This window comes from Pseudomonas sp. A39 (assembly GCF_058145955.1).
The window spans coordinates 19,331-36,023 of sequence record NZ_JBYVMD010000019.1; the positions used below are offsets into that span (position 1 = coordinate 19,331).

Genomic DNA, 16,693 nt, shown 5'->3' on the forward strand with positions numbered 1-16,693 from the left:
AAAGCATGAGCACTAATACGTTGGAGGCCGGCGTGCGCCCGGCCGCTGAAATCGATGCCGAAAAAGCCCTGGTCAGCAAGGTCGCCTGGCGCCTGATGCCGCTGATCATGGTGTGCTACCTGTTCGCGTTTTTTGACCGTATCAATATCAGCTTCGCCAAGTTCCAGCTGCAGGCGGACCTGAGCCTGAGCGACACCGCCTATGGCTTGGGCGCGGGGTTGTTCGTGGTGGGTTATGTGATCTTCGAAGTGCCGAGCAACATGATGCTGTACAAGGTCGGTGCCCGGCGCTGGATTGCGCGCATCATGATGTCGTGGGGCCTGGCGACGGCGGCGATGGTGTTTGTCACCGCCGAATGGCAGTTCTATGGCCTGCGCTTCATCATCGGTGCGATGGAGGCGGGTTTCGCGCCCGGCGTGCTGTATTACCTGACGTTGTGGTTCCCGCAGCACTTCCGGGGGCGTATCACCTCGATGCTGTTCCTGGCGTCGGCGTTTGCGGGCCTGGTGGGCGCGCCGTTCTCCGGCCTGGTGCTGGAGCACCTCGACGGCGTCTTCCAGATGCGCGGCTGGCATTGGCTTTTCCTGCTCGGTGGCTTGCCGTGCATCGGCCTCGGGTTCCTGGTGCTGACATTGCTCAAGGACCGTATCGAAGACGCCCATTGGCTGACGCCGGCGGAGAAGGCCTTGCTGGCCAGCCGTATCGCCAAGCATGAGCCGAACCCGCATGGAGGCTCGCTGCTGTCGGCGATCCGCATCCCTGGGTTCCTGATGCTTGGGTTTATCTACTTCCTGATTCAGGTGGCGTCCTACGGCCTCAACTTTTGGGCCCCGCAACTGATCCGCAGCGCCGGCACCCAGAGCCCGGTGATGATCGGACTGCTCACGGCGATTCCTTATGTGTGCGGTGCCATCAGTATGGTGGTGATCGGGCGACTGTCGGATGCCACCGGCGAGCGGCGTAAGTTCGTCTGCGGCCTGGTCGTGCTGGGGGCGGTGGGCTTCTTCTGTGCGGGCATTTTTGCCGACCACACCACCTTCCTGATCATTGCCCTGGGCATGTTGGGCGCGGGCATCATCGCCTCGATCCCGACGTTCTGGACCCTGCCTCCCAAGTTGCTGGCCGGTGCCGGGGCAGGCGCGGCGGGCGGTATTGCGGTGATCAATACCCTCGGGCAGTTCGGTGGCATCGTCAGCCCGGTGATGGTAGGGCGGATCAAGGACCTGACCGGCAGCACCACCCCGGCGCTCTATGTGATCGGCGTATGTGCGCTGTTGGCCGCGGCGCTGTTGTTGTGGGGCCTGCCACAAAAGCTGCGCACCCTCGATAAGGGCTGATCAGCCAGCGGTCGCCAAGGCGCGGGCGGGCGTGGTGCTGAACTGAATCAACGCTACGCCCCCGATCAACAACAACGCGCCAAGAATCCGGGGCGTTGTCAGTTGACGCTCCACCAGGCCGAACAGGCCAAAATGATCAAGCGCCAGCGAGGCCAGAATCTGCCCGGCCATGGCCAAGGCGATAAAGCCCGACGCGCCGAGTTTGGGCAGCAGTATCAACGCCAGGGAAATAAAGCACACGCCAAACGCGCCGCCCGCCCACATCCACAGCGGCGCCTTGCTGATAAACGCCAGGCTTGGCAACGGCAAGCGCAGCGCCATCATCACCGGCAGCAACACGAGGATGCTCACCAGCAATGACGCCAGCGTGGCCCACAGCGGGTGACCCAGCCCGCGCCCGAGGTTGGCGTTGATCGCACTCTGGAACGGCACCACCGCTCCGGCGACGACCGCCAGTGCCAATAATCCCAACCAATGCAACGTGGTCATTTTTGAATCTCCCAGAGGTTTTGCTGGACTCTAGGCTATTCGTCGCGCAAATTTAAATTCCAAGTTCTTATGCCGAGCATGCAGCTGATGAATGATCTGCGCCGCATCGACCTCAACTTGCTGGTGATTCTTGACGCCTTGCTCAGCGAGCAACAGGTCACCCGCGCCGCCGAGCGTTTGCACCTCAGTCAACCGGCGGTCAGTCATGCGCTGGCGCGCTTGCGTGATCTGCTCGGTGATCCGCTGCTGGTGCGTCAGGGCGGCAGGCTGGTGCCAACCGCTCGCGCGCTGGAGCTGGCCACGCCACTGGCTGAAGCCCTGGCCCAGGTACAGGCCTTGCTGGCGCCCAATCGCTTCGACCCGGCGTCGGCCAAACGCCGGTTTCGTCTGGCGATGTCTGACTACAGTGCGGCGATTTTCCTACCTGACCTGGTGCGTACTTTGCGCCGTGAAGCGCCGGGTATCGACCTGCAGATTATCCAGGCCAGCCGCGAAGGCATGATGGATGGGGTGCTCAATGGCGACCTCGACCTGGCGGCGGGGGTCTTCCCCGACATGCCTGCCGAACTGCGGACTACGCCGTTGTTCGACGAGCACTACACCTGCCTGGTGGACCGCAACAGCCTGCCGGCAAGTGGCATATTGGACCTGCCCACCTACCTGTCACGTCCCCATGTATTGCTGGAAATGCGCGGCAGTGGCACGCCGGAAATCGAACGGGCGCTGACAGCGATTCGTCAGCGTCGGCATGTGGCGATCAGCCTGCCGCATTGGGGTGTGGCGCCGCAGTTGATTCAAGGCACCGACCTGATTCTTACCGTGTCGTCGCGTGGCTTGCTGAATATTGATCACGCGCACTTGCTGGCCGTACCGCCGCCGTTTCATATTCCGTCTTTTGCGTTTGAGCTGGCATGGCACGCAAGGCGGGGCGGGGATGCGGGTTTGCAGTGGTTGATTGGGCGGGTGCAGGGGGGGGTAAGTGATTGAACATCCGCTACCAGGATGCGGGCGGCTGGCGCCGCGTATGGAAAATCCGCATGACTTGTAATCGTCCCTCTCGGATACGGTACGGAACGATGTAGGGCCATCGAGGCATAACCCTCTCGCGTGTTCCAAGTGCAACATACTACATCGTCACCGCCACCATGATTTGCCCCGTTCGTGAGGGGGTAGCGTTCTGAACGTGAAAAGGATATTTCCATGCTTTGCGGCTTCAACCACCTGACCCTGGCTGTCACCGACTTGGACCGCAGCGTCCGCTTCTATCATGAGTTGCTGCAACTTCAGCTGGATGCCACATGGGACACCGGCGCGTACCTCTCGCTGCCGGGTCTATGGCTGTGTCTGTCACTCGATCCACTGCGCGACGCCAAGCCGGCGGCCGATTACACCCATTATGCGTTTACCGTCGCGGCGGCTGATTTCACCGCGTTGGTCGCACGCCTGCGAGCAGGTGATGTGCAGGAGTGGCGTGACAACCGCAGCGAAGGGGCGTCGTTCTATTTTCTCGATCCCGATGGCCACAAACTCGAAGCTCATGTCGGTGACCTGGCTTCACGGCTGCGGGCCTGTCGTGCCAAGCCCTATGCGGGAATGAGGTTTTACCCTTAGCCTGGGAAGGTGCAGAATTCCCGTACCTCTTGACCCTCTGTTTGAGTCGCGCCCATGACCCCATCCTTGTTACTCGCCGTCCTCTCATCTGGATTTATCTACGGTATTACGCCTGGCCCCGGCGTGTTGGCTGTGTTCGGCATCGGCGCCGCCCGTGGTCGCCGCGCAGGGGCGGGTTTCCTGTGCGGGCACTTGCTGGGGGATGTGGTGTGGTGCTCGACGGCATTGATCGCCATCGTTGGCGCGCGGGAAGTGGGCAGCAGTGCGTTTGATGTGCTCGGCGTGCTCAGCGGCCTGTACTTGTTCTGGCTCGGCTGGCGTGCGATTCGCACTCAGCGTCGCAGCGGCGATACACCTCAGGGCGCGGCACGGCATCCGTTCTGGCACGGCATTCTGTTCGGCCTGACCAACCCCAAGGCGTACCCGGTGGCTGTGGCGACGTTTACGGCGTTGCTGTCCAGCCGTGCCGAGTTGCTGACCTGGTCGATGCTGCCTTCGCTGATCTTCCTGAGCTTCATCGGCGGCGTGCTGGCCTACGCGATCCTGATCGGCGTGGTCGGTGCCCAGCGGGTGCGCACGGTGTATCAGCGGCACGAAATCCTCATCACCCGGCTCTGCGGTGTGATGTTCATCGGTTTCGCCATCAATGCCCTGGCGCACGCGTTGCCAGGCCTGTTCGGCAGCAAACCCACCTGAATTGAGGACGACCGTTCGTCGCACTGGCGAGTTTTTTCTAAACCTTTGCCGCGCATAAAATTCGAATCCAGGGCGGGGTGTGTTCCCCCGCACTTATTTTTACCCTGGAGGAACCCATCATGAGCCGCATGGCTATCCGGTTACGCACCGCCAGTTTCGCGATGCTGCTGGGCCTCGGCGCCAGCAATGCTTTCGCCCAGTCACCTGCTGAATTCATCGAGCAGGCTTCGGCCAAAGGGATGGCTGATATCGAAACCAGTCGCATGGCCCACGCCAAAACCTCGTCCCAGGAAATCAAGGACTACACCATCGAGGTGATCAACGAGCGCACCCTGGCCAACCAGCATTTGGCGGCCATTGCCAAGAAGCTCGACCTGCCGGTGGCGCCGCGCGAGAAGATCGTAGATAAAGCCGAAACCCTGATGCCCGAACTCAAGGACGGCGACTCCTTTGACGCCGCCTACACAGCGCAACAGGTGAAAGAAAACGAAGACGCTATCGCCCTGTTCAAAAAGGAAGGTGCAGCGTCGGATGTGCCGGAAATAAAGGCCCTAGTGGATGAGACGTTGCCTAAGTTGGAGGAGCGTCTGCAGAAAGCCCGCGCATTGGCCTCGACTTACGGCAAGGGTCATCAAGGCGACGGTTGAGTCTGTCACCTGAACTGAAAAACGGCGGTTGGAGCTTCTCCAACCGCCGTTTTTTCATGCCTGGTTCAAATCGGTTTTGATCGGCGCCGCATCGTCGACGTGCTCGCCGCAACTGCTGTTGAGACTGACGTTGCCCGTCGCGCCGATGCTGCGGTATTCCTTGCGCAGTTTCTCCAGTTCTTTACGGTCCAGCCCATCCAGGCTCAACACCGCATTCTGCGCATCCTTGGAAACGCGCAGCAGTTCATCGATCTTGATATGCAGGATGTCGTTGTCGCGGTTTTGCGTGTTCTGGATCAGGAACACCATCAGGAATGTGATGATGGTGGTTGAGGTGTTGATGATCAGCTGCCAGGTGTCGTTGTAGTGGAAATATGGCCCGCTCAGGCTCCACGCCAGGATCAACGCCATCGCCGCGTAGAACGTACGCGGGCTGCCTGCCCAACGGGACAGGGACTGGGAGACTGCAGAGAATTTCATGACCGCTTTTCCTTTGGAAGGGGGGTGATGAAAGAGTGGACCGCAGCGCGTCTTTGAAATTTCTTTTTACATTTGGCGTGATGAGCAACGTGGAACGTTTTGTCGTTAGCGACCTTAAAAAGCCAATTGCGCCTGGCCGGTGCCTTCCAGTGCCAGCAAATACTGCTTGGCTTGCAACCCTCCGGCGAACCCGGTCAGCCCGCCTGATGCACCGATCACCCGATGGCACGGCGCAATGATCGAAATCGGGTTACGTCCATTGGCGGCACCTACCGCACGTACGGCTTTCGGCTTGCCGATCTGCTGCGCGATCTGGCTGTAGCTGCGGGTTTCGCCGAACGGAATCGTTAGCAGCGCCTGCCAGACCTGCTTCTGAAAGTCGGTGCCCGAGAAATCCAACTCCAGCTCGAATTGGTGGCGGGTACCGGCGAAATATTCCTTCAGCTGGCGCTCGGTTTCCAGCAGCACCGGGCTGTCATTGGCCTCGCGCAATTCACCCAGGCGCACACGGTTGGCGCGCTCGTTTTCCCACAGGATGGCGCCGAGTCTGCCGTTGCGCGCCACCAGGGTGAGTTGGCCAACGGGGGAGGGCATGAGCGTGTATTCGTAGGGCATGGGCGTAATCCGTGACTCTGTATGGCGCCAGTATCCGTCTTGCGTGCCTTGGGGAAAACTCGTTTTTTGCGATGGAATTCTACACGGGCTAAAAACGCCAGTGAATCCAGTTGCCTGACCCATAGACCCAGGAAACCAGGAAGATAAACCAGATTATCGAGGGCGTTGACAGTGCGACCACTGAGCCTAGGTTGAGTAGAGCAATGATGGCCGCGCCGATTGTCAGGCCTCGGCTGGCATGTTGCCTTGCGTACCATGCACCGTAGAAGGACCCGGCAACGGCCGCTATCGATGCAACGCGTCCCAGGCCAAAAGGGATCGGCGTCAGTGGGAGCAGTAGCGGGATTATCAGCACTAACCCCACGACTTTTCTAAGAACCTGCCTCGACGTTTTTTGTCCACGCGGGAGCATTCTGCTGTGTCCTGTGGCTGGGTAGGGTGCTTGCGATGCTGATAGGCCAACGATGAAGCCTCTGTAGGGATTGGCTTAATCAATGTTCCTGCTGAAGCACTTTCAGCGCCGCTGACGCCAGAAACCCCGAACGGCTTTTTTCTTCCGGGTGGTGCAGCACATAGTCGTCGATGCGGTTCAGCAGATAGCCGGGTAACGTGATGTTGAGCTTCTGCGCCTTGCCCAGGTACTTGGTGACATCAATGTCCACTACGGCCCAGGTGCAGCCTGCGTATTGAGGGTTGGCGGCATGTAAAGTGACCTTTTGCGCACTGGGAATCGGTGCACCGTCTTCGGCGAGGATCTCGAAGTGGCCTTCAATGGCTTCGCGGGCCATGGCCATGGCGTCGTCCAGGTCGTCGCCGGCGGAGTAACAGCCGGGAATATCCGGTACCTCTACGCCCCAGGCGTGATCGTTGTCGCCGGTTGAAATCGCAATCGGGTAAAGCATGTTTGTTGTCCTCCACGGACGATTAACTCAGCAGCGCCTGTTTCAAAATGCTCTTGGCTGTTTTGTCCAACAGGTCCTTCTTCGGATGGGGAATCGTCACCAGCCCCGGCTTTGTCGGGTGCTTGAAGTGGTGGTGACTGCCTCGTATGCGCGCCAGGTACCAACCGTCCGCAACAATGTGGCCTATCAAATATCGGCTATCCACAACACCTCCTTGTGGTGTGTGTTGGTGGTGACTATAACCACTGATTTGGAATTATCAATACTCTACCTACCAGCGGTCGATGACCGGCATTCTGGTAGGCGGTAAAGGGAGTGTATGAGCGCCTCAGAATGGCGCCGGAGATAGGTATTGCGGGGTTTTGCTAAGGCGTTACCGAGTATGTAGCGTCTGTGCAATGACGGCGAGAAACGCATCCACCAGCACACTTTTTGTTTCAGTTCGGGTCAGAGCCAGCAACTTTGCACACGCATCCCCCTCCACCAGCGGCCTGTATGTCACGCCTTTATTCATCAGACTCTGCGTGCACGCCGGTACCAATGCCACACCTTGACCGGCCGCCACCAGTGCAATGATCGATGTGATCTGCCGCCCGGTCGGGCCGGGGCGCATGGGTTGGCCGTGGTGTCGGTAAAGCTGTTCGATGGACTGGTTGAGCCCCGATCCATAATCCGCTGGAAACAGAATCAACGGGTAGGCACTGAGCTGCGCCAGGTTGACGCTCGGCTGACTGGCCAGCGGACTGCCACTGGACACGGCGGCCACCAAGCGTTCTTCGCCCAAGGACAGCGCTTGCACCTCGTCGCTCTGTGGTAACAGGCGACTCAGCCCGATATCCAGCCGACCGTCCGCTACCTGCGCGCCCAGGCTGCCTGAGGCACACTCCACCAAGGTCAACTGCACATCGGGAAACCGCAGGGCAAACGCCTGGATCGCCTGGCTGAACAGATCCGACAACGCGATCGAGCTGACATACCCCAGCGCCAGCTGCCCGGCAGTGCCCGCCGCCAGCTTGCCGGCGATCACTTGCGCCAATTCCACCTGCTCCAGCACGCCGCGTGCGTAGGGCAGGAATGAACGACCTTGAGCGGTGAGGGTGACGGTGCGGCTGGTGCGATCAAACAGCTTGAACCCCAGCTCGGTCTCCAGCGCCGAAATCTGCCGCGTCAGCGGCGGCTGCGCCAGGTGCAGCCGAATGGCCGCGCGACCGAAGTGCAGTTCTTCGGCGACGGTCAGAAAGTAACGCAGCTTGCGTAGGTCGAGCATCCTGGTCCTTGGGTATTGATCGGTCCGAAATCGGTATTGGTTCAGGACCCACCGGCCATTCTATAAAGACCTCACAAAATAAAACGAGAGGTTTCATGAAACCGCGCCTGCATTGTGCCCGCCTTGCCCTGTTCCTGTGTGGCTGCGCGGCGTTCCTCAACCTGTACGCCACCCAGAGCATTCTCCAGACCTTTGCCACGCAGTTTCAGATCAGCGCCAAGGCAGCAGGGTGGAGTATCACCGTGACGACGTTGGCCGTGGCAATGACTGCGCCGTTTGTCAGCCGGCTGACCGGGCGCTTTGAGCAACGCACGGTGATCAGCATGGCGGCCTTGCTGCTGGCGGTGCCGGCGCTGATGACTGCCTATGCCGACAGCTTTGCCGAAGTGCTGGTGTGGCGGTTTGTCGAGGGTATGTTGATCCCTGTGGTGTTCGCCACCAGCGTGGCGTATATCGGCGACCGCTGGAGTGGCGGCACGGTGACGGAAGTCACCAGCCTGTATGTGGCGGGCACCGTGTTGGGTGGCTTTGCCGGGCGCTTTGTCACGGGGGTGATGACCGAATACGTGGGCTGGCGCGAAGCCTTTGAAGGGTTGGCGGTGTTGAGCCTGATGGTGGGTGGGTTTATTCAGTTCTTGTTGCCTGTGAGTCGTGCGCGCTCGGCGAAGGTTCAGTCCCCATTTTCGGCTGTTTTTCGCAAGCCTTTGCTGGCGGCCTACGCTGTAGGATTTTGTGTGCTGTTCTCCCAAGTTGCAGCGTTTACCTACGCAGGTTTGTACCTGGGATTACCGCCATTCAACCTCGGACCTGCGGCGTTGGGCACGCTTTACATGGTGTTCCTGCTGGCGCTAATCGTTATCCCCATCGCCGGTCGCCTCAGCAAGTCGCGGCCTCACGCCGAACTTCTAAGCGTTGCTGCGCTGCTCGGCATCAGCGGCTCAGCGCTGACCCTGGTGCCTTCGTTGTGGTGCATCGTGGTGGGCCTGGCCCTCAGTTCCACCGGCGTGTTTCTCGCTCAGGCGGCGGCCAACGCCTTTACTGCCGCTACCGCCCGCGATAACAAAGCAAGTGCCGTGGGCGTGTACCTCACGTGCTATTACCTGGGGGGCAGTTGCGGTGCGATTGTCCCGGCTTTGATTTGGGAGCGCTGGGGCTGGACCGGGTGTGTGGCGCTGATTATCACCTTCCAGATACTGACCTTGCTGATCGCCCTGAACGGCTGGAAGCCCTCTGAACCTGAACTGATCCCGACGCCATGAACGACACTGTTGCTGTGCCCGCTCCCGCCTCATCAACCCGTCGACGCACGCTGATCGCCGGCTGCAGCGCCCATGCCGTGCATGATGGCCTTACCGACGTCATCTACGTGCTGCTGCCGATCTGGCAAACGCAGTTCGCGCTGTCCTACGCTCAGGTCGGACTTTTACGTGGGGCTTATTCGGGAATGATGGCGGTGTTCCAGCTCATGGCCAGCCGCGCCGCGAAACGCTGGGGCCGTGTGCCGATGCTAGTGGGCGGAACCGCCCTCGCGGGGACGGCTTATCTAATGGTGGGGCAAGCCACTGGACTGGTGATGCTACTGCTGGCGTTGCTGTTGGGCGGATTGGGCGCCAGTACCCAACACCCACTGGCGTCCTCGATGATCAGCGATGCCTATGAGGACGGTGGCGGAATCAAGCAGGCCTTGGCCCAGTACAACTTCTCCGGTGACATTGGCAAAACCCTGGTTCCCGGTCTGGTCGGCTTGTTGCTCACGGTCATCAGTTGGCGCGCCAGTGCCACGTTCCTGGGATTGCTGGGGTTGGCTGCGGCGGGGTTGTTGTGGTGGCTGATTCCCCGCCAGCCGGACGCCTCGTCGGCGACCCGAAAAAACAAGTCGCCTATCGGAGCCGGCTCTGTCACCGGCCTGCGCGCACTGATCCTCACCGGCACCCTCGACAGCGCCGTGCGCATGGGATTTCTTACCTTCCTGCCGTTTCTGCTGCAAGCCAAAGGTGCGGGCACCGCCGGTATCGGCCTGGCCCTGACCCTGCTGTTTATCGGTGGCGCGTTCGGCAAATTATTCTGCGGCTACCTGGGCGCGCGCATGGGCATGATGAGGACGGTGTGGTTGACGGAAAGCAGCACGGCGTTGCTGATCGTCGCCGCCGTGTATTTGCCGCTGACCGGGCTGATGGTGATGTTGCCGTTGCTGGGCCTGGTGCTCAATGGCACGTCGTCAGTGCTGTACGGCGCGGTGCCAGACCTGGCGGGTGCAGGTAAGCGGGAGCAGGCGTTTGCGGTGTTCTACACCGGCACGATTGGTGGCGGGGCGCTGGCGCCGGTGGTGTTTGGCGGGGTGGGGGACGCATTGGGCGTGCCGGTAGCGGTGATGGTGCTGGCGGGGGTGTTGTGGGTGACGTTGCCGTTGGCGTGGGTGGTGCAGCGGGGGATGGAGAGGGAGGATTGATTGCCTCTTTTCCGGAAACGCAGTTCTGTCCTACACATGCGCAGCCTTAAACGGACGAATCCAGCGTAAACGGAATTCGCAACGCACCAATAGGCCCTTCCCGAACACCGCACATTTCATCGTGTACGCAGTGCTGCACCAGCACACAGGGAAACGGCGGAACCCGTTGCAACAAATCGCGCAAATGCGTGGTGGAGCGGATGCGCAGCGGCTTGGCATCATCGCCCTGCAATGTCATTTCGGCATGATCCAGCTTGACGCGCGCGAGGTAGAAACCACCCTCCAGCGACAGCAGCTGAAGCTCGCGAATTTCACCTTTTACTGCCAATTCAGTCAGCCTGTGCAGATTCATGATTCTCTCCCGTGGTGGGTCATTCACTGACGACGAAAGAACAGCGTGACCTGGCCCCATTCGACGCCGAACTTGGTCATGCTGGAGCGGTTGATCAGGGTGTCTTCGTCCATCAGGTACATCCAGTCATCAAAGCTCACCTCGTAGACCGAGCCGTCCACCGGCAGGTTGAGTCGGTAGCGCCAACGCAGTGCGTTACCCGCCACTTCGCCGATCGCCTCGCCGACCACATCACCCGCTCGACCGCGCCAGCGCCCCGGGCCGTCCGGTGTCAGCGTCCACACCCGCTGTTGACGCGTGCCGTCGCTGTACAGGAAGCGCTCGTCGAGAATCAGGGCGTTCCCCTCGCGTCGGCTGGCGATATTCACTTCAAAGCGCTTGGCCACTTCGCCCGAGCGTTTCTGGAAAATCCCCCAAGCCTTGACGGGCTTGCTGAAGAATCGCTCCAGGTCCAGTTGCGGCTGTTGGCCAGCGTAGTGCTCGACGCCTACGTTGGCGCAACTGCCCAAGCTCAAGGCCAGCAACAATGAAACCAATAGACGTGTCATTGCTCGGCTCCGTGATCGTGTGTCAGTGCTTGAACTGAAGTGAGTCGTACATACCGCTCGTGCCCCCGTAGCCCACTGGTGAACACATCTAGAGGCGCGGGGGCGATTAACGCCAAAGAGAACGTCCTTTCTTCGTGGCTCAGCGGCGAAACAGACGGTCTAAAACCAGCAGCGCCACTGCACCAATCGCAATTGCAGCAACTGGTTTTTCTCTTACGAACGTAGATACGCTGTCTAGTGCATCGCCATAGGTTTGCGTCAACTGACCAGCAACTTGGCGCCCGGCACCTTCAGCTTCCAGCTTCGAATCACCAAACAGTTTACCGACTGCGCTCTGCGCTTTGCCGGCAGCCTTTTCTACAACGCCCTCTACCTGTTCGCTCTTCATGATTCACCAGACCTTCGTGTGTAAGTGGGACGCTCAGGTGTCGACCTGAGCTAGAGGTTATCTGCAAAGGATTAGGGGCATGGGCGTCATGAATAGTTCAAAGTTGATGGGCTTCGGTAGCTGTGCGCAATCTCACTGGCCTGAACGGAATGAGGGGACTCCCCAAGGAGGACATTTCGCCATTCGTATCTCTACTGAAGGAATTTTCCTACTTACTACATCCGCTTCGCAAATCTTGCTCTTGGCAGTGGGGAGGGTCGAAGAGCTTCATCATGGTTGCTTAGGATGGCTGAGATCTTGAGCAAGGCTCATAGGTGTAAGCTGAATTGCGGCATTGTCTTTAAAGACCTCCAATATCCAGTCCACAAAGCAGCGCACACGAGCCGATAAGTGCCTGGAGCCAGGATAGACAATATGAACTGGACGAGGAGAAAAGTGCCAATCTGGTAACACGGGTACGAGCTTTCCGGATCGGACGAATCCTTCAACCGCGAACGGAGCACCAGGGCAGATACCGCTTCCCGCCATGCATGCTGAAATAGCTACATCGGGTTCGTCGAATTGCATGCCATCGCCTGGCTGCAGCGTAAAACGTTTGGGCCCCGACTCTAGCTCCCAGGCAAACGGATTGCGCTCTCTGCCATTGAACCAACTTATTCGCTTAAGTTGCGATAGCGCGTCCACTGCATCTACGCCCCCTATTGAAGCCAAGTAACTGGGCGACGCATACAACCCCATCTGAATGTCGCAAAGGTGTCTAGCGATCATGCTCGAATCCTTGAGCGTGCCACCTCGAATCGTGCAATCAATGCCGTCCTCGAGCAGCTGGCTGATCCGATCCGAGCTGCTCAGTCGCAACTGAATCCTTGGATACCGTGCCTGAAAATTGTGCAGCCTTGGAGCAATCACCCAACGTGCGATTGAGACGAGGGAATCCACCCTCAGCCGGCCAATGGGTGTCGCTGTTCCACCATTTAGCGTGGCCTCCATCTCGTCAATCTGCTGCAACAAGACTTGGCACTTATCAAAGTATGCAGCGCCGTCATCTGTAAGGCTCAGGGAGCGCGTCGTTCGATTAAGCAATCTCACACCCAAATGCTTTTCAAGGTCGCTGATGCGCTGGGATACACGCGCCTTGGGGAGATCGAGGGCATCGGCGGCGCGCGTGAAGCTGCCGGAATCCACCACCTTCACGAAGGTGGCCATTGCAGTGAGCTTGTCCATCCATTGTTCGCAATTATTGAACCAAGAGTCATTGTGGATCGTATTTTTCTTTTTTGCACGGCCAATTACGATTCAACCCGTCACGTAACTTACCTAAAAGTCACCACCCAAAGCGGTCGTTTAAGTTTCTGGATCCAGCCGTACCAGGTGTTTTGCCGGAACGGTCAAAGGACAAAGCCGCCTGGGCTTAATACTCGCGCCCATAAACCTCTTGAAGGATTTCAAACATGAAACTGTACTACTCCCCTGGTTCTTGCTCGCTGGCTGTCCACATAGTGCTCCGTGAAGCGAACGTTCCTCACGAACTCGCAAAGGTCGATCTTTGGAAGCACAAAACCGAATCGGGCAGCGACTACTACCAGATCAATCCAAAAGGCACGGTACCCGCCCTCGAGCTCGACGGTAATCTGCTGACTGAGGGCCCTGCGATAACCCAGTACCTTGCAGATCGTTACGCCCCCGAGTTGGTACCAGCCAACGGCACGCTGGAGCGCGCCCGGCTGCATGAAATGCTGAATTACCTATCTTCTGACTTTCACAAGTCTTTCACCCCTTTGTTCTACTTGGCTGCCAATGCCGATGCCACGGATGCGCAGCGCCCCGTGATTGCCAAGCTGACTTACCTGAATAAAGTTCTGGCTGGCGGTCGCCAGTACATCATGGGTGACACCTTCACCGTCGCAGACGCCTACCTATTCGCGCTCACACGCTGGTGTGCCAACTTCAAAATCTCGCTGGACGCGTTCTCGGAATTCAAAGGCTACATGGCGCGAGTCGAAGCTCGCCCGGCAGTCAAAGCAGCGCTCAAGGCCGAAGGGCTAGAAGAGGCATATGGTCAGCGCTGAGATCTCTTCACATATCTGAAGGGGGTTGAGATCAGCGTGCTGCTACGCGAAGTCAGCGTTGGCGGCTCGACGCTCATTTCAATCCGCAGTGATGCGACCCCATTTTTCTAACTCGTTTGTAGCGGATAGCCTGGAGATTGAAATGTCTAAAAAAATTCTTGTCATAGGTGCGACGGGAACCGTCGGCAGGCCGTTGGTTAAAGGATTGATAGCGCGTGGGGAAGCAGTCAAAGCTGCCTCGCGCCTGGGCCAATCGGTCAACGGCGCGGAGGGGACGCTTTTCGACTTTGCTAATCCGGATACCATTGCTGCAGCATTGGAGGGCGTCAACCGCGCCTATCTATTAATGCCAGCGGGCTATATGAATGTGCAAGCCCTCTTGCTGCCCTTCGTCCAAGCCGCAGCGGCCCGTAATGTGAAGGTGGTCTTCCAGAGCGTCATCGGTGTGGATGCGGATGACTCCATCCCCTATCGTCAAGTCGAGATAGCACTAGAGAAATCTGGGACATCCTATGTGATCTTGCGACCAAACTGGTTCTCGGACAACTTCCATACTTTCTGGAAGCAAGGCCTTGATCACGGTCAAATAGCCCTGCCCGCAGGAGATGGTAAATCTAGTTTCATCGATGCCCGCGATATTGCCGACAGCGCAATAGCGGCGCTGACCACAAGCACGTTCGATGGCAAGGCATTCAATCTAAATGGCCCCGATGCACTTACGTATGCTGAAGCGGCAGTGATCCTTTCCGAAGTTATTGGTAAGCCGGTGCAGTACACCGCGACCTCGGACGAGGCGTTCATCGATATGCTGAAGGGCGGCGGTGTGCCCCCAGACTACGCAGAGTTCATGGCGTCGATATTTTATCCTGTCCGTGTAGGTTGGACGGGCGCAGTGACCAATGATGTCGCTACGCTTACGGGCAAAACACCGCGAACGCTTAAAGCCTATGCGCAGGACAACTTGTCTGCGTTGAGGGCCTAGCCCAAACTGCAGCACGGCCCCACTTTTAAGGTCGTGACGCTTTCACCGCGCGCGACGTTTGGTGTTGTAGGGGCGTTCTGCGACTTCAAAAAAATTCGCCAACACGAACTCAATAAGGTTACCGGAGAATCTTTTTAGTGCTGCGCTATGCTGAAGCCTCCCTAAGGAGCCCAAGCAAATGCCCAGTGAATACTCGTTATCAGACGTGCTGGAAAGGATGTACCAAAACCAGCTCGCCCTAGAGGCGGCCCTGATGGAGCTGACCTGAACTGGTCAAGTAATCTTGGCCACTGATTTGGGCGCTATCATAGCGCCCGATTGAAGTGTCCAAAATCATTAGGCCAGTTCACCATGCCTCCCTGCGTGCCTGATATCTATTGACTGCGTCTGACAGTGATGACCGTTTGCTTTGATGCTCGGTTTTCTTTATTCACAATCTGATGCGAGCGCAGGTGGTCGCTGATTTGCGCGGAGAAAGAGCTGCTTGATTGGGAGATGAGTCAGGATGAGCGAGAGCGCTGATCAGAGAAGGTGGGCGGAGAGCCCGTTTTTACTGGGGGAGGAGCCAACTTTATGGAGCGGGTAGAGGGAATCGAACCCTCAACTAAAGCTTGGGAAGCTTTCGTTTTACCACTAAACTATACCCGCGTTTTGCACGTTCCTATGCTCACAAAACGACTTGTCCTATAAGAACCCTCGTCGCTTGGGAAGCTACTGTTCTACTACCCGCTCAGAGCGGCTGACTTTGTACCAGATGTTCACCGGGATTTGAAGTTTTTCTTCAAAAATGTGTGTGGGAGATGGCTTGCCTGCGATATCGACACCTCGGTGTGTGAGTCACACTTCAGTAAGGCTGTCGCAGGCAAGCCAGCTCCGACACAAGCTTGCATCTCAGATTGCAAACGCATGCTGCGTCTGGCCATGTTGATAACGCAATCGGCTGACCTGCCGCTCCGGTTTCAAGAAGCCCACCACCGCATCCCGACTGTCGCGGCATGCTGCTTTGTGCTCCATGTCCAGAAAATGCCCGGTGGCCTGGATGGTACTGAAGCTGCTGTTAGAAACATGCTGCCCAAACAACTTAGCATCCTGGGCGCTGGTGTACTCGTCCCATTCGCCGTTCAGGAACAACACCGGAATATCGATCTGCTTGGCCGCCTTGAGGTAGCACAGGCGATCGCTGTTCAGCACATGGCTGATGTGAAAGTGCATCTGCCCGTACTCATGCTCGGCCAGGCTGCTCACGTGTTTGTAGTTGAACCGCTTGAACAGTGACGGCAGGTGTTTGCCGATGGTGCTGTTGACCAGGTGGCCGACGCGGTCGCGGTCGAGGTTGCCGAGGTAGTCGACGCCTCGTTCCAGGTAGTCGCGCATCGGTGCGTTGATCACCGGGGAGAACGAGCTGATCACGGCTTTTTCCACGCGACGAGGGCGGTGCGCGAGGGCGACCAGGGTGGCGGCGCCGCCCCAGGAAAATGACAGCACGTGTTCGGCGGCAAAGTGGTCGATGAGTTCCAGCAGGAGCTGGCCTTCGACTTCCTTCGTCAGCATTTGCTCATGGCGGTTATGGATTTTGGAACGACCCGCGTAGGGCTGATCGTACAAAACCACATTGAACTGCGGGTACAGGCTTTTCACGGTTTGGGCGAAGGATGCCGTGGTTGCCATGGAGCCGTTGACCAGGATGATGGTCTTTGCAGCAGCGTCCGCGCGATAGAACTCCGTGTAAACCCGGTATTGACCCTGTATATCCAACACAGCGATTTCTGGCCTCATGTCGTAAGACTCCTGGCAAGCGGGTAGGGCGCGCAGATCACTCTGCACGAGCTATGTGACAGGTAGGCATACGCCTGGAAAGTGA

20 protein-coding genes, 1 tRNA gene and 1 pseudogene are annotated in these 16,693 nt (G+C 58.4%); 9 read left to right on the top strand and 13 right to left on the bottom strand.

Features of this window, described 5'->3' with window-relative positions; all coding sequences use genetic code 11:
* The first annotated feature begins 5 nt into the window (after positions 1-5).
* The gene (locus AC3ZU9_RS16150) at positions 6-1,337 is read left to right on the top strand and encodes an MFS transporter (protein ID WP_012722721.1); all 1,332 of its coding nucleotides are present in this window, start codon (positions 6-8) and stop codon (positions 1,335-1,337) included.
* Here AC3ZU9_RS16150 and AC3ZU9_RS16155 read toward each other — a convergent pair whose 3' ends face one another.
* Entirely contained in the window at positions 1,338-1,826 is a 489-nt protein-coding gene (locus AC3ZU9_RS16155) for a DMT family transporter (RefSeq protein WP_102061790.1), read from the bottom strand.
* 78 nt (positions 1,827-1,904) lie between these two features.
* Here AC3ZU9_RS16155 and AC3ZU9_RS16160 point away from each other — a divergent pair, with 78 nt between their 5' ends.
* A complete protein-coding gene (locus AC3ZU9_RS16160) occupies positions 1,905-2,813 on the top strand; it encodes a LysR family transcriptional regulator (RefSeq protein ID WP_490090979.1) in 909 nt (302 codons plus the stop codon).
* A gap of 7 nt (positions 2,814-2,820) precedes the next feature.
* Here AC3ZU9_RS16160 and AC3ZU9_RS16165 read toward each other — a convergent pair.
* A pseudogene (locus tag AC3ZU9_RS16165) lies at positions 2,821-2,940 on the bottom strand (type II toxin-antitoxin system RelE/ParE family toxin); the annotation flags it as partial.
* An 86-nt stretch (positions 2,941-3,026) separates the two neighbouring features.
* Between AC3ZU9_RS16165 and fos the strand changes: the two are divergent.
* From fos to AC3ZU9_RS16180, 3 genes are all read left to right on the top strand, one after another.
* On the top strand, positions 3,027-3,437 hold the full coding sequence (gene fos, locus AC3ZU9_RS16170) for a fosfomycin resistance glutathione transferase (RefSeq protein ID WP_102061792.1): 411 nt from the start codon (positions 3,027-3,029) through the stop codon (positions 3,435-3,437).
* A gap of 54 nt (positions 3,438-3,491) precedes the next feature.
* Complete coding sequence (locus AC3ZU9_RS16175; RefSeq protein ID WP_012722725.1) at positions 3,492-4,133, top strand: LysE family translocator; 642 nt, start codon at positions 3,492-3,494, stop codon at positions 4,131-4,133.
* A gap of 119 nt (positions 4,134-4,252) precedes the next feature.
* Positions 4,253-4,780, top strand: a complete 528-nt coding sequence (locus AC3ZU9_RS16180; RefSeq protein ID WP_005785958.1) for a DUF4142 domain-containing protein — start codon at positions 4,253-4,255, stop codon at positions 4,778-4,780.
* Positions 4,781-4,834: 54 nt separating this feature from the next.
* Here the strand turns inward: AC3ZU9_RS16180 and AC3ZU9_RS16185 are convergent, their stop codons facing one another.
* The 5 genes from AC3ZU9_RS16185 to AC3ZU9_RS16205 all read right to left on the bottom strand — a co-directional run bounded on the left by AC3ZU9_RS16185 (position 4,835) and on the right by AC3ZU9_RS16205 (position 8,044).
* A complete protein-coding gene (locus AC3ZU9_RS16185) occupies positions 4,835-5,260 on the bottom strand; it encodes a low affinity iron permease family protein (RefSeq protein WP_046034509.1) in 426 nt (141 codons plus the stop codon).
* 114 nt (positions 5,261-5,374) lie between these two features.
* Entirely contained in the window at positions 5,375-5,875 is a 501-nt protein-coding gene (locus AC3ZU9_RS16190) for a methylated-DNA--[protein]-cysteine S-methyltransferase (protein ID WP_046034510.1), read from the bottom strand.
* Between the two features lie 491 nt (positions 5,876-6,366).
* A complete protein-coding gene (locus tag AC3ZU9_RS16195; protein ID WP_046034512.1) occupies positions 6,367-6,777 on the bottom strand; it encodes a type II toxin-antitoxin system HicB family antitoxin in 411 nt (136 codons plus the stop codon).
* 22 nt (positions 6,778-6,799) lie between these two features.
* Positions 6,800-6,982, bottom strand: a complete 183-nt coding sequence (locus tag AC3ZU9_RS16200) for a type II toxin-antitoxin system HicA family toxin (protein ID WP_012722731.1) — start codon at positions 6,980-6,982, stop codon at positions 6,800-6,802.
* A gap of 168 nt (positions 6,983-7,150) precedes the next feature.
* On the bottom strand, positions 7,151-8,044 hold the full coding sequence (locus tag AC3ZU9_RS16205) for a LysR family transcriptional regulator (RefSeq protein WP_012722732.1): 894 nt from the start codon (positions 8,042-8,044) through the stop codon (positions 7,151-7,153).
* Positions 8,045-8,139: 95 nt separating this feature from the next.
* On the opposite strand from AC3ZU9_RS16205, the gene AC3ZU9_RS16210 reads away from it, so the two are divergent.
* Both AC3ZU9_RS16210 and AC3ZU9_RS16215 read left to right on the top strand, forming a co-directional pair.
* A complete protein-coding gene (locus AC3ZU9_RS16210; protein ID WP_046034514.1) occupies positions 8,140-9,303 on the top strand; it encodes an MFS transporter in 1,164 nt (387 codons plus the stop codon).
* A complete protein-coding gene (locus tag AC3ZU9_RS16215) occupies positions 9,300-10,493 on the top strand; it encodes an MFS transporter (RefSeq protein ID WP_490090980.1) in 1,194 nt (397 codons plus the stop codon). The genes AC3ZU9_RS16210 and AC3ZU9_RS16215 overlap by 4 nt, the downstream gene beginning before the upstream one ends.
* Positions 10,494-10,539: 46 nt before the next feature.
* Here AC3ZU9_RS16215 and AC3ZU9_RS16220 read toward each other — a convergent pair whose 3' ends face one another.
* The 4 genes from AC3ZU9_RS16220 to AC3ZU9_RS16235 form a co-directional block, all read right to left on the bottom strand.
* Positions 10,540-10,845 (bottom strand): DUF6482 family protein, encoded by a 306-nt coding sequence (locus AC3ZU9_RS16220; protein ID WP_046034516.1) that lies wholly within the window; start codon positions 10,843-10,845, stop codon positions 10,540-10,542.
* Between the two features lie 23 nt (positions 10,846-10,868).
* A complete protein-coding gene (locus tag AC3ZU9_RS16225; RefSeq protein ID WP_046034517.1) occupies positions 10,869-11,393 on the bottom strand; it encodes a DUF3833 domain-containing protein in 525 nt (174 codons plus the stop codon).
* A 139-nt stretch (positions 11,394-11,532) separates the two neighbouring features.
* Positions 11,533-11,781: a CsbD family protein gene (locus AC3ZU9_RS16230; protein WP_102061798.1), complete on the bottom strand. Its 249-nt coding sequence runs from the start codon at positions 11,779-11,781 to the stop codon at positions 11,533-11,535.
* A 270-nt stretch (positions 11,782-12,051) separates the two neighbouring features.
* Positions 12,052-13,005: a LysR family transcriptional regulator gene (locus AC3ZU9_RS16235; protein ID WP_490090981.1), complete on the bottom strand. Its 954-nt coding sequence runs from the start codon at positions 13,003-13,005 to the stop codon at positions 12,052-12,054.
* 227 nt (positions 13,006-13,232) lie between these two features.
* On the opposite strand from AC3ZU9_RS16235, the gene gstA reads away from it, so the two are divergent.
* Together gstA and AC3ZU9_RS16245 are read left to right on the top strand one after the other, a co-directional pair.
* Positions 13,233-13,850 carry a glutathione transferase GstA gene (gene gstA / locus AC3ZU9_RS16240; protein ID WP_102061800.1) on the top strand — a complete coding sequence of 206 codons (618 nt, stop codon included), beginning with the start codon at positions 13,233-13,235 and terminating at the stop codon, positions 13,848-13,850.
* A gap of 142 nt (positions 13,851-13,992) precedes the next feature.
* Positions 13,993-14,832, top strand: a complete 840-nt coding sequence (locus AC3ZU9_RS16245; RefSeq protein WP_102061801.1) for an SDR family oxidoreductase — start codon at positions 13,993-13,995, stop codon at positions 14,830-14,832.
* Between the two features lie 574 nt (positions 14,833-15,406).
* On the opposite strand, the gene AC3ZU9_RS16250 is transcribed toward AC3ZU9_RS16245, so the two are convergent.
* Together AC3ZU9_RS16250 and AC3ZU9_RS16255 are read right to left on the bottom strand one after the other, a co-directional pair.
* Positions 15,407-15,480 (bottom strand) — tRNA-Gly (locus AC3ZU9_RS16250).
* Between the two features lie 243 nt (positions 15,481-15,723).
* Positions 15,724-16,608, bottom strand: a complete 885-nt coding sequence (locus tag AC3ZU9_RS16255) for an alpha/beta fold hydrolase (protein WP_012722737.1) — start codon at positions 16,606-16,608, stop codon at positions 15,724-15,726.
* Positions 16,609-16,693 lie beyond the last annotated feature (85 nt).

What these genes read in the sequence shown, in the direction of transcription:
- AC3ZU9_RS16150 (WP_012722721.1), top strand. Translation starts at nt 6, where the DNA reads ATGAGCACTAATACGTTGGAGGCCGGCGTGCGCCCGGCCGCTGAAATC.
- AC3ZU9_RS16155 (WP_102061790.1), bottom strand. Translation starts at nt 1,826, where the DNA reads ATGACCACGTTGCATTGGTTGGGATTATTGGCACTGGCGGTCGTCGCC.
- AC3ZU9_RS16160 (WP_490090979.1), top strand. Translation starts at nt 1,905, where the DNA reads ATGCAGCTGATGAATGATCTGCGCCGCATCGACCTCAACTTGCTGGTG.
- fos (WP_102061792.1), top strand. Translation starts at nt 3,027, where the DNA reads ATGCTTTGCGGCTTCAACCACCTGACCCTGGCTGTCACCGACTTGGAC.
- AC3ZU9_RS16175 (WP_012722725.1), top strand. Translation starts at nt 3,492, where the DNA reads ATGACCCCATCCTTGTTACTCGCCGTCCTCTCATCTGGATTTATCTAC.
- AC3ZU9_RS16180 (WP_005785958.1), top strand. Translation starts at nt 4,253, where the DNA reads ATGAGCCGCATGGCTATCCGGTTACGCACCGCCAGTTTCGCGATGCTG.
- AC3ZU9_RS16185 (WP_046034509.1), bottom strand. Translation starts at nt 5,260, where the DNA reads ATGAAATTCTCTGCAGTCTCCCAGTCCCTGTCCCGTTGGGCAGGCAGC.
- AC3ZU9_RS16190 (WP_046034510.1), bottom strand. Translation starts at nt 5,875, where the DNA reads ATGCCCTACGAATACACGCTCATGCCCTCCCCCGTTGGCCAACTCACC.
- AC3ZU9_RS16195 (WP_046034512.1), bottom strand. Translation starts at nt 6,777, where the DNA reads ATGCTTTACCCGATTGCGATTTCAACCGGCGACAACGATCACGCCTGG.
- AC3ZU9_RS16205 (WP_012722732.1), bottom strand. Translation starts at nt 8,044, where the DNA reads ATGCTCGACCTACGCAAGCTGCGTTACTTTCTGACCGTCGCCGAAGAA.
- AC3ZU9_RS16210 (WP_046034514.1), top strand. Translation starts at nt 8,140, where the DNA reads ATGAAACCGCGCCTGCATTGTGCCCGCCTTGCCCTGTTCCTGTGTGGC.
- AC3ZU9_RS16215 (WP_490090980.1), top strand. Translation starts at nt 9,300, where the DNA reads ATGAACGACACTGTTGCTGTGCCCGCTCCCGCCTCATCAACCCGTCGA.
- AC3ZU9_RS16220 (WP_046034516.1), bottom strand. Translation starts at nt 10,845, where the DNA reads ATGAATCTGCACAGGCTGACTGAATTGGCAGTAAAAGGTGAAATTCGC.
- AC3ZU9_RS16225 (WP_046034517.1), bottom strand. Translation starts at nt 11,393, where the DNA reads ATGACACGTCTATTGGTTTCATTGTTGCTGGCCTTGAGCTTGGGCAGT.
- AC3ZU9_RS16230 (WP_102061798.1), bottom strand. Translation starts at nt 11,781, where the DNA reads ATGAAGAGCGAACAGGTAGAGGGCGTTGTAGAAAAGGCTGCCGGCAAA.
- AC3ZU9_RS16235 (WP_490090981.1), bottom strand. Translation starts at nt 13,005, where the DNA reads ATGGACAAGCTCACTGCAATGGCCACCTTCGTGAAGGTGGTGGATTCC.
- gstA (WP_102061800.1), top strand. Translation starts at nt 13,233, where the DNA reads ATGAAACTGTACTACTCCCCTGGTTCTTGCTCGCTGGCTGTCCACATA.
- AC3ZU9_RS16245 (WP_102061801.1), top strand. Translation starts at nt 13,993, where the DNA reads ATGTCTAAAAAAATTCTTGTCATAGGTGCGACGGGAACCGTCGGCAGG.
- AC3ZU9_RS16255 (WP_012722737.1), bottom strand. Translation starts at nt 16,608, where the DNA reads ATGAGGCCAGAAATCGCTGTGTTGGATATACAGGGTCAATACCGGGTT.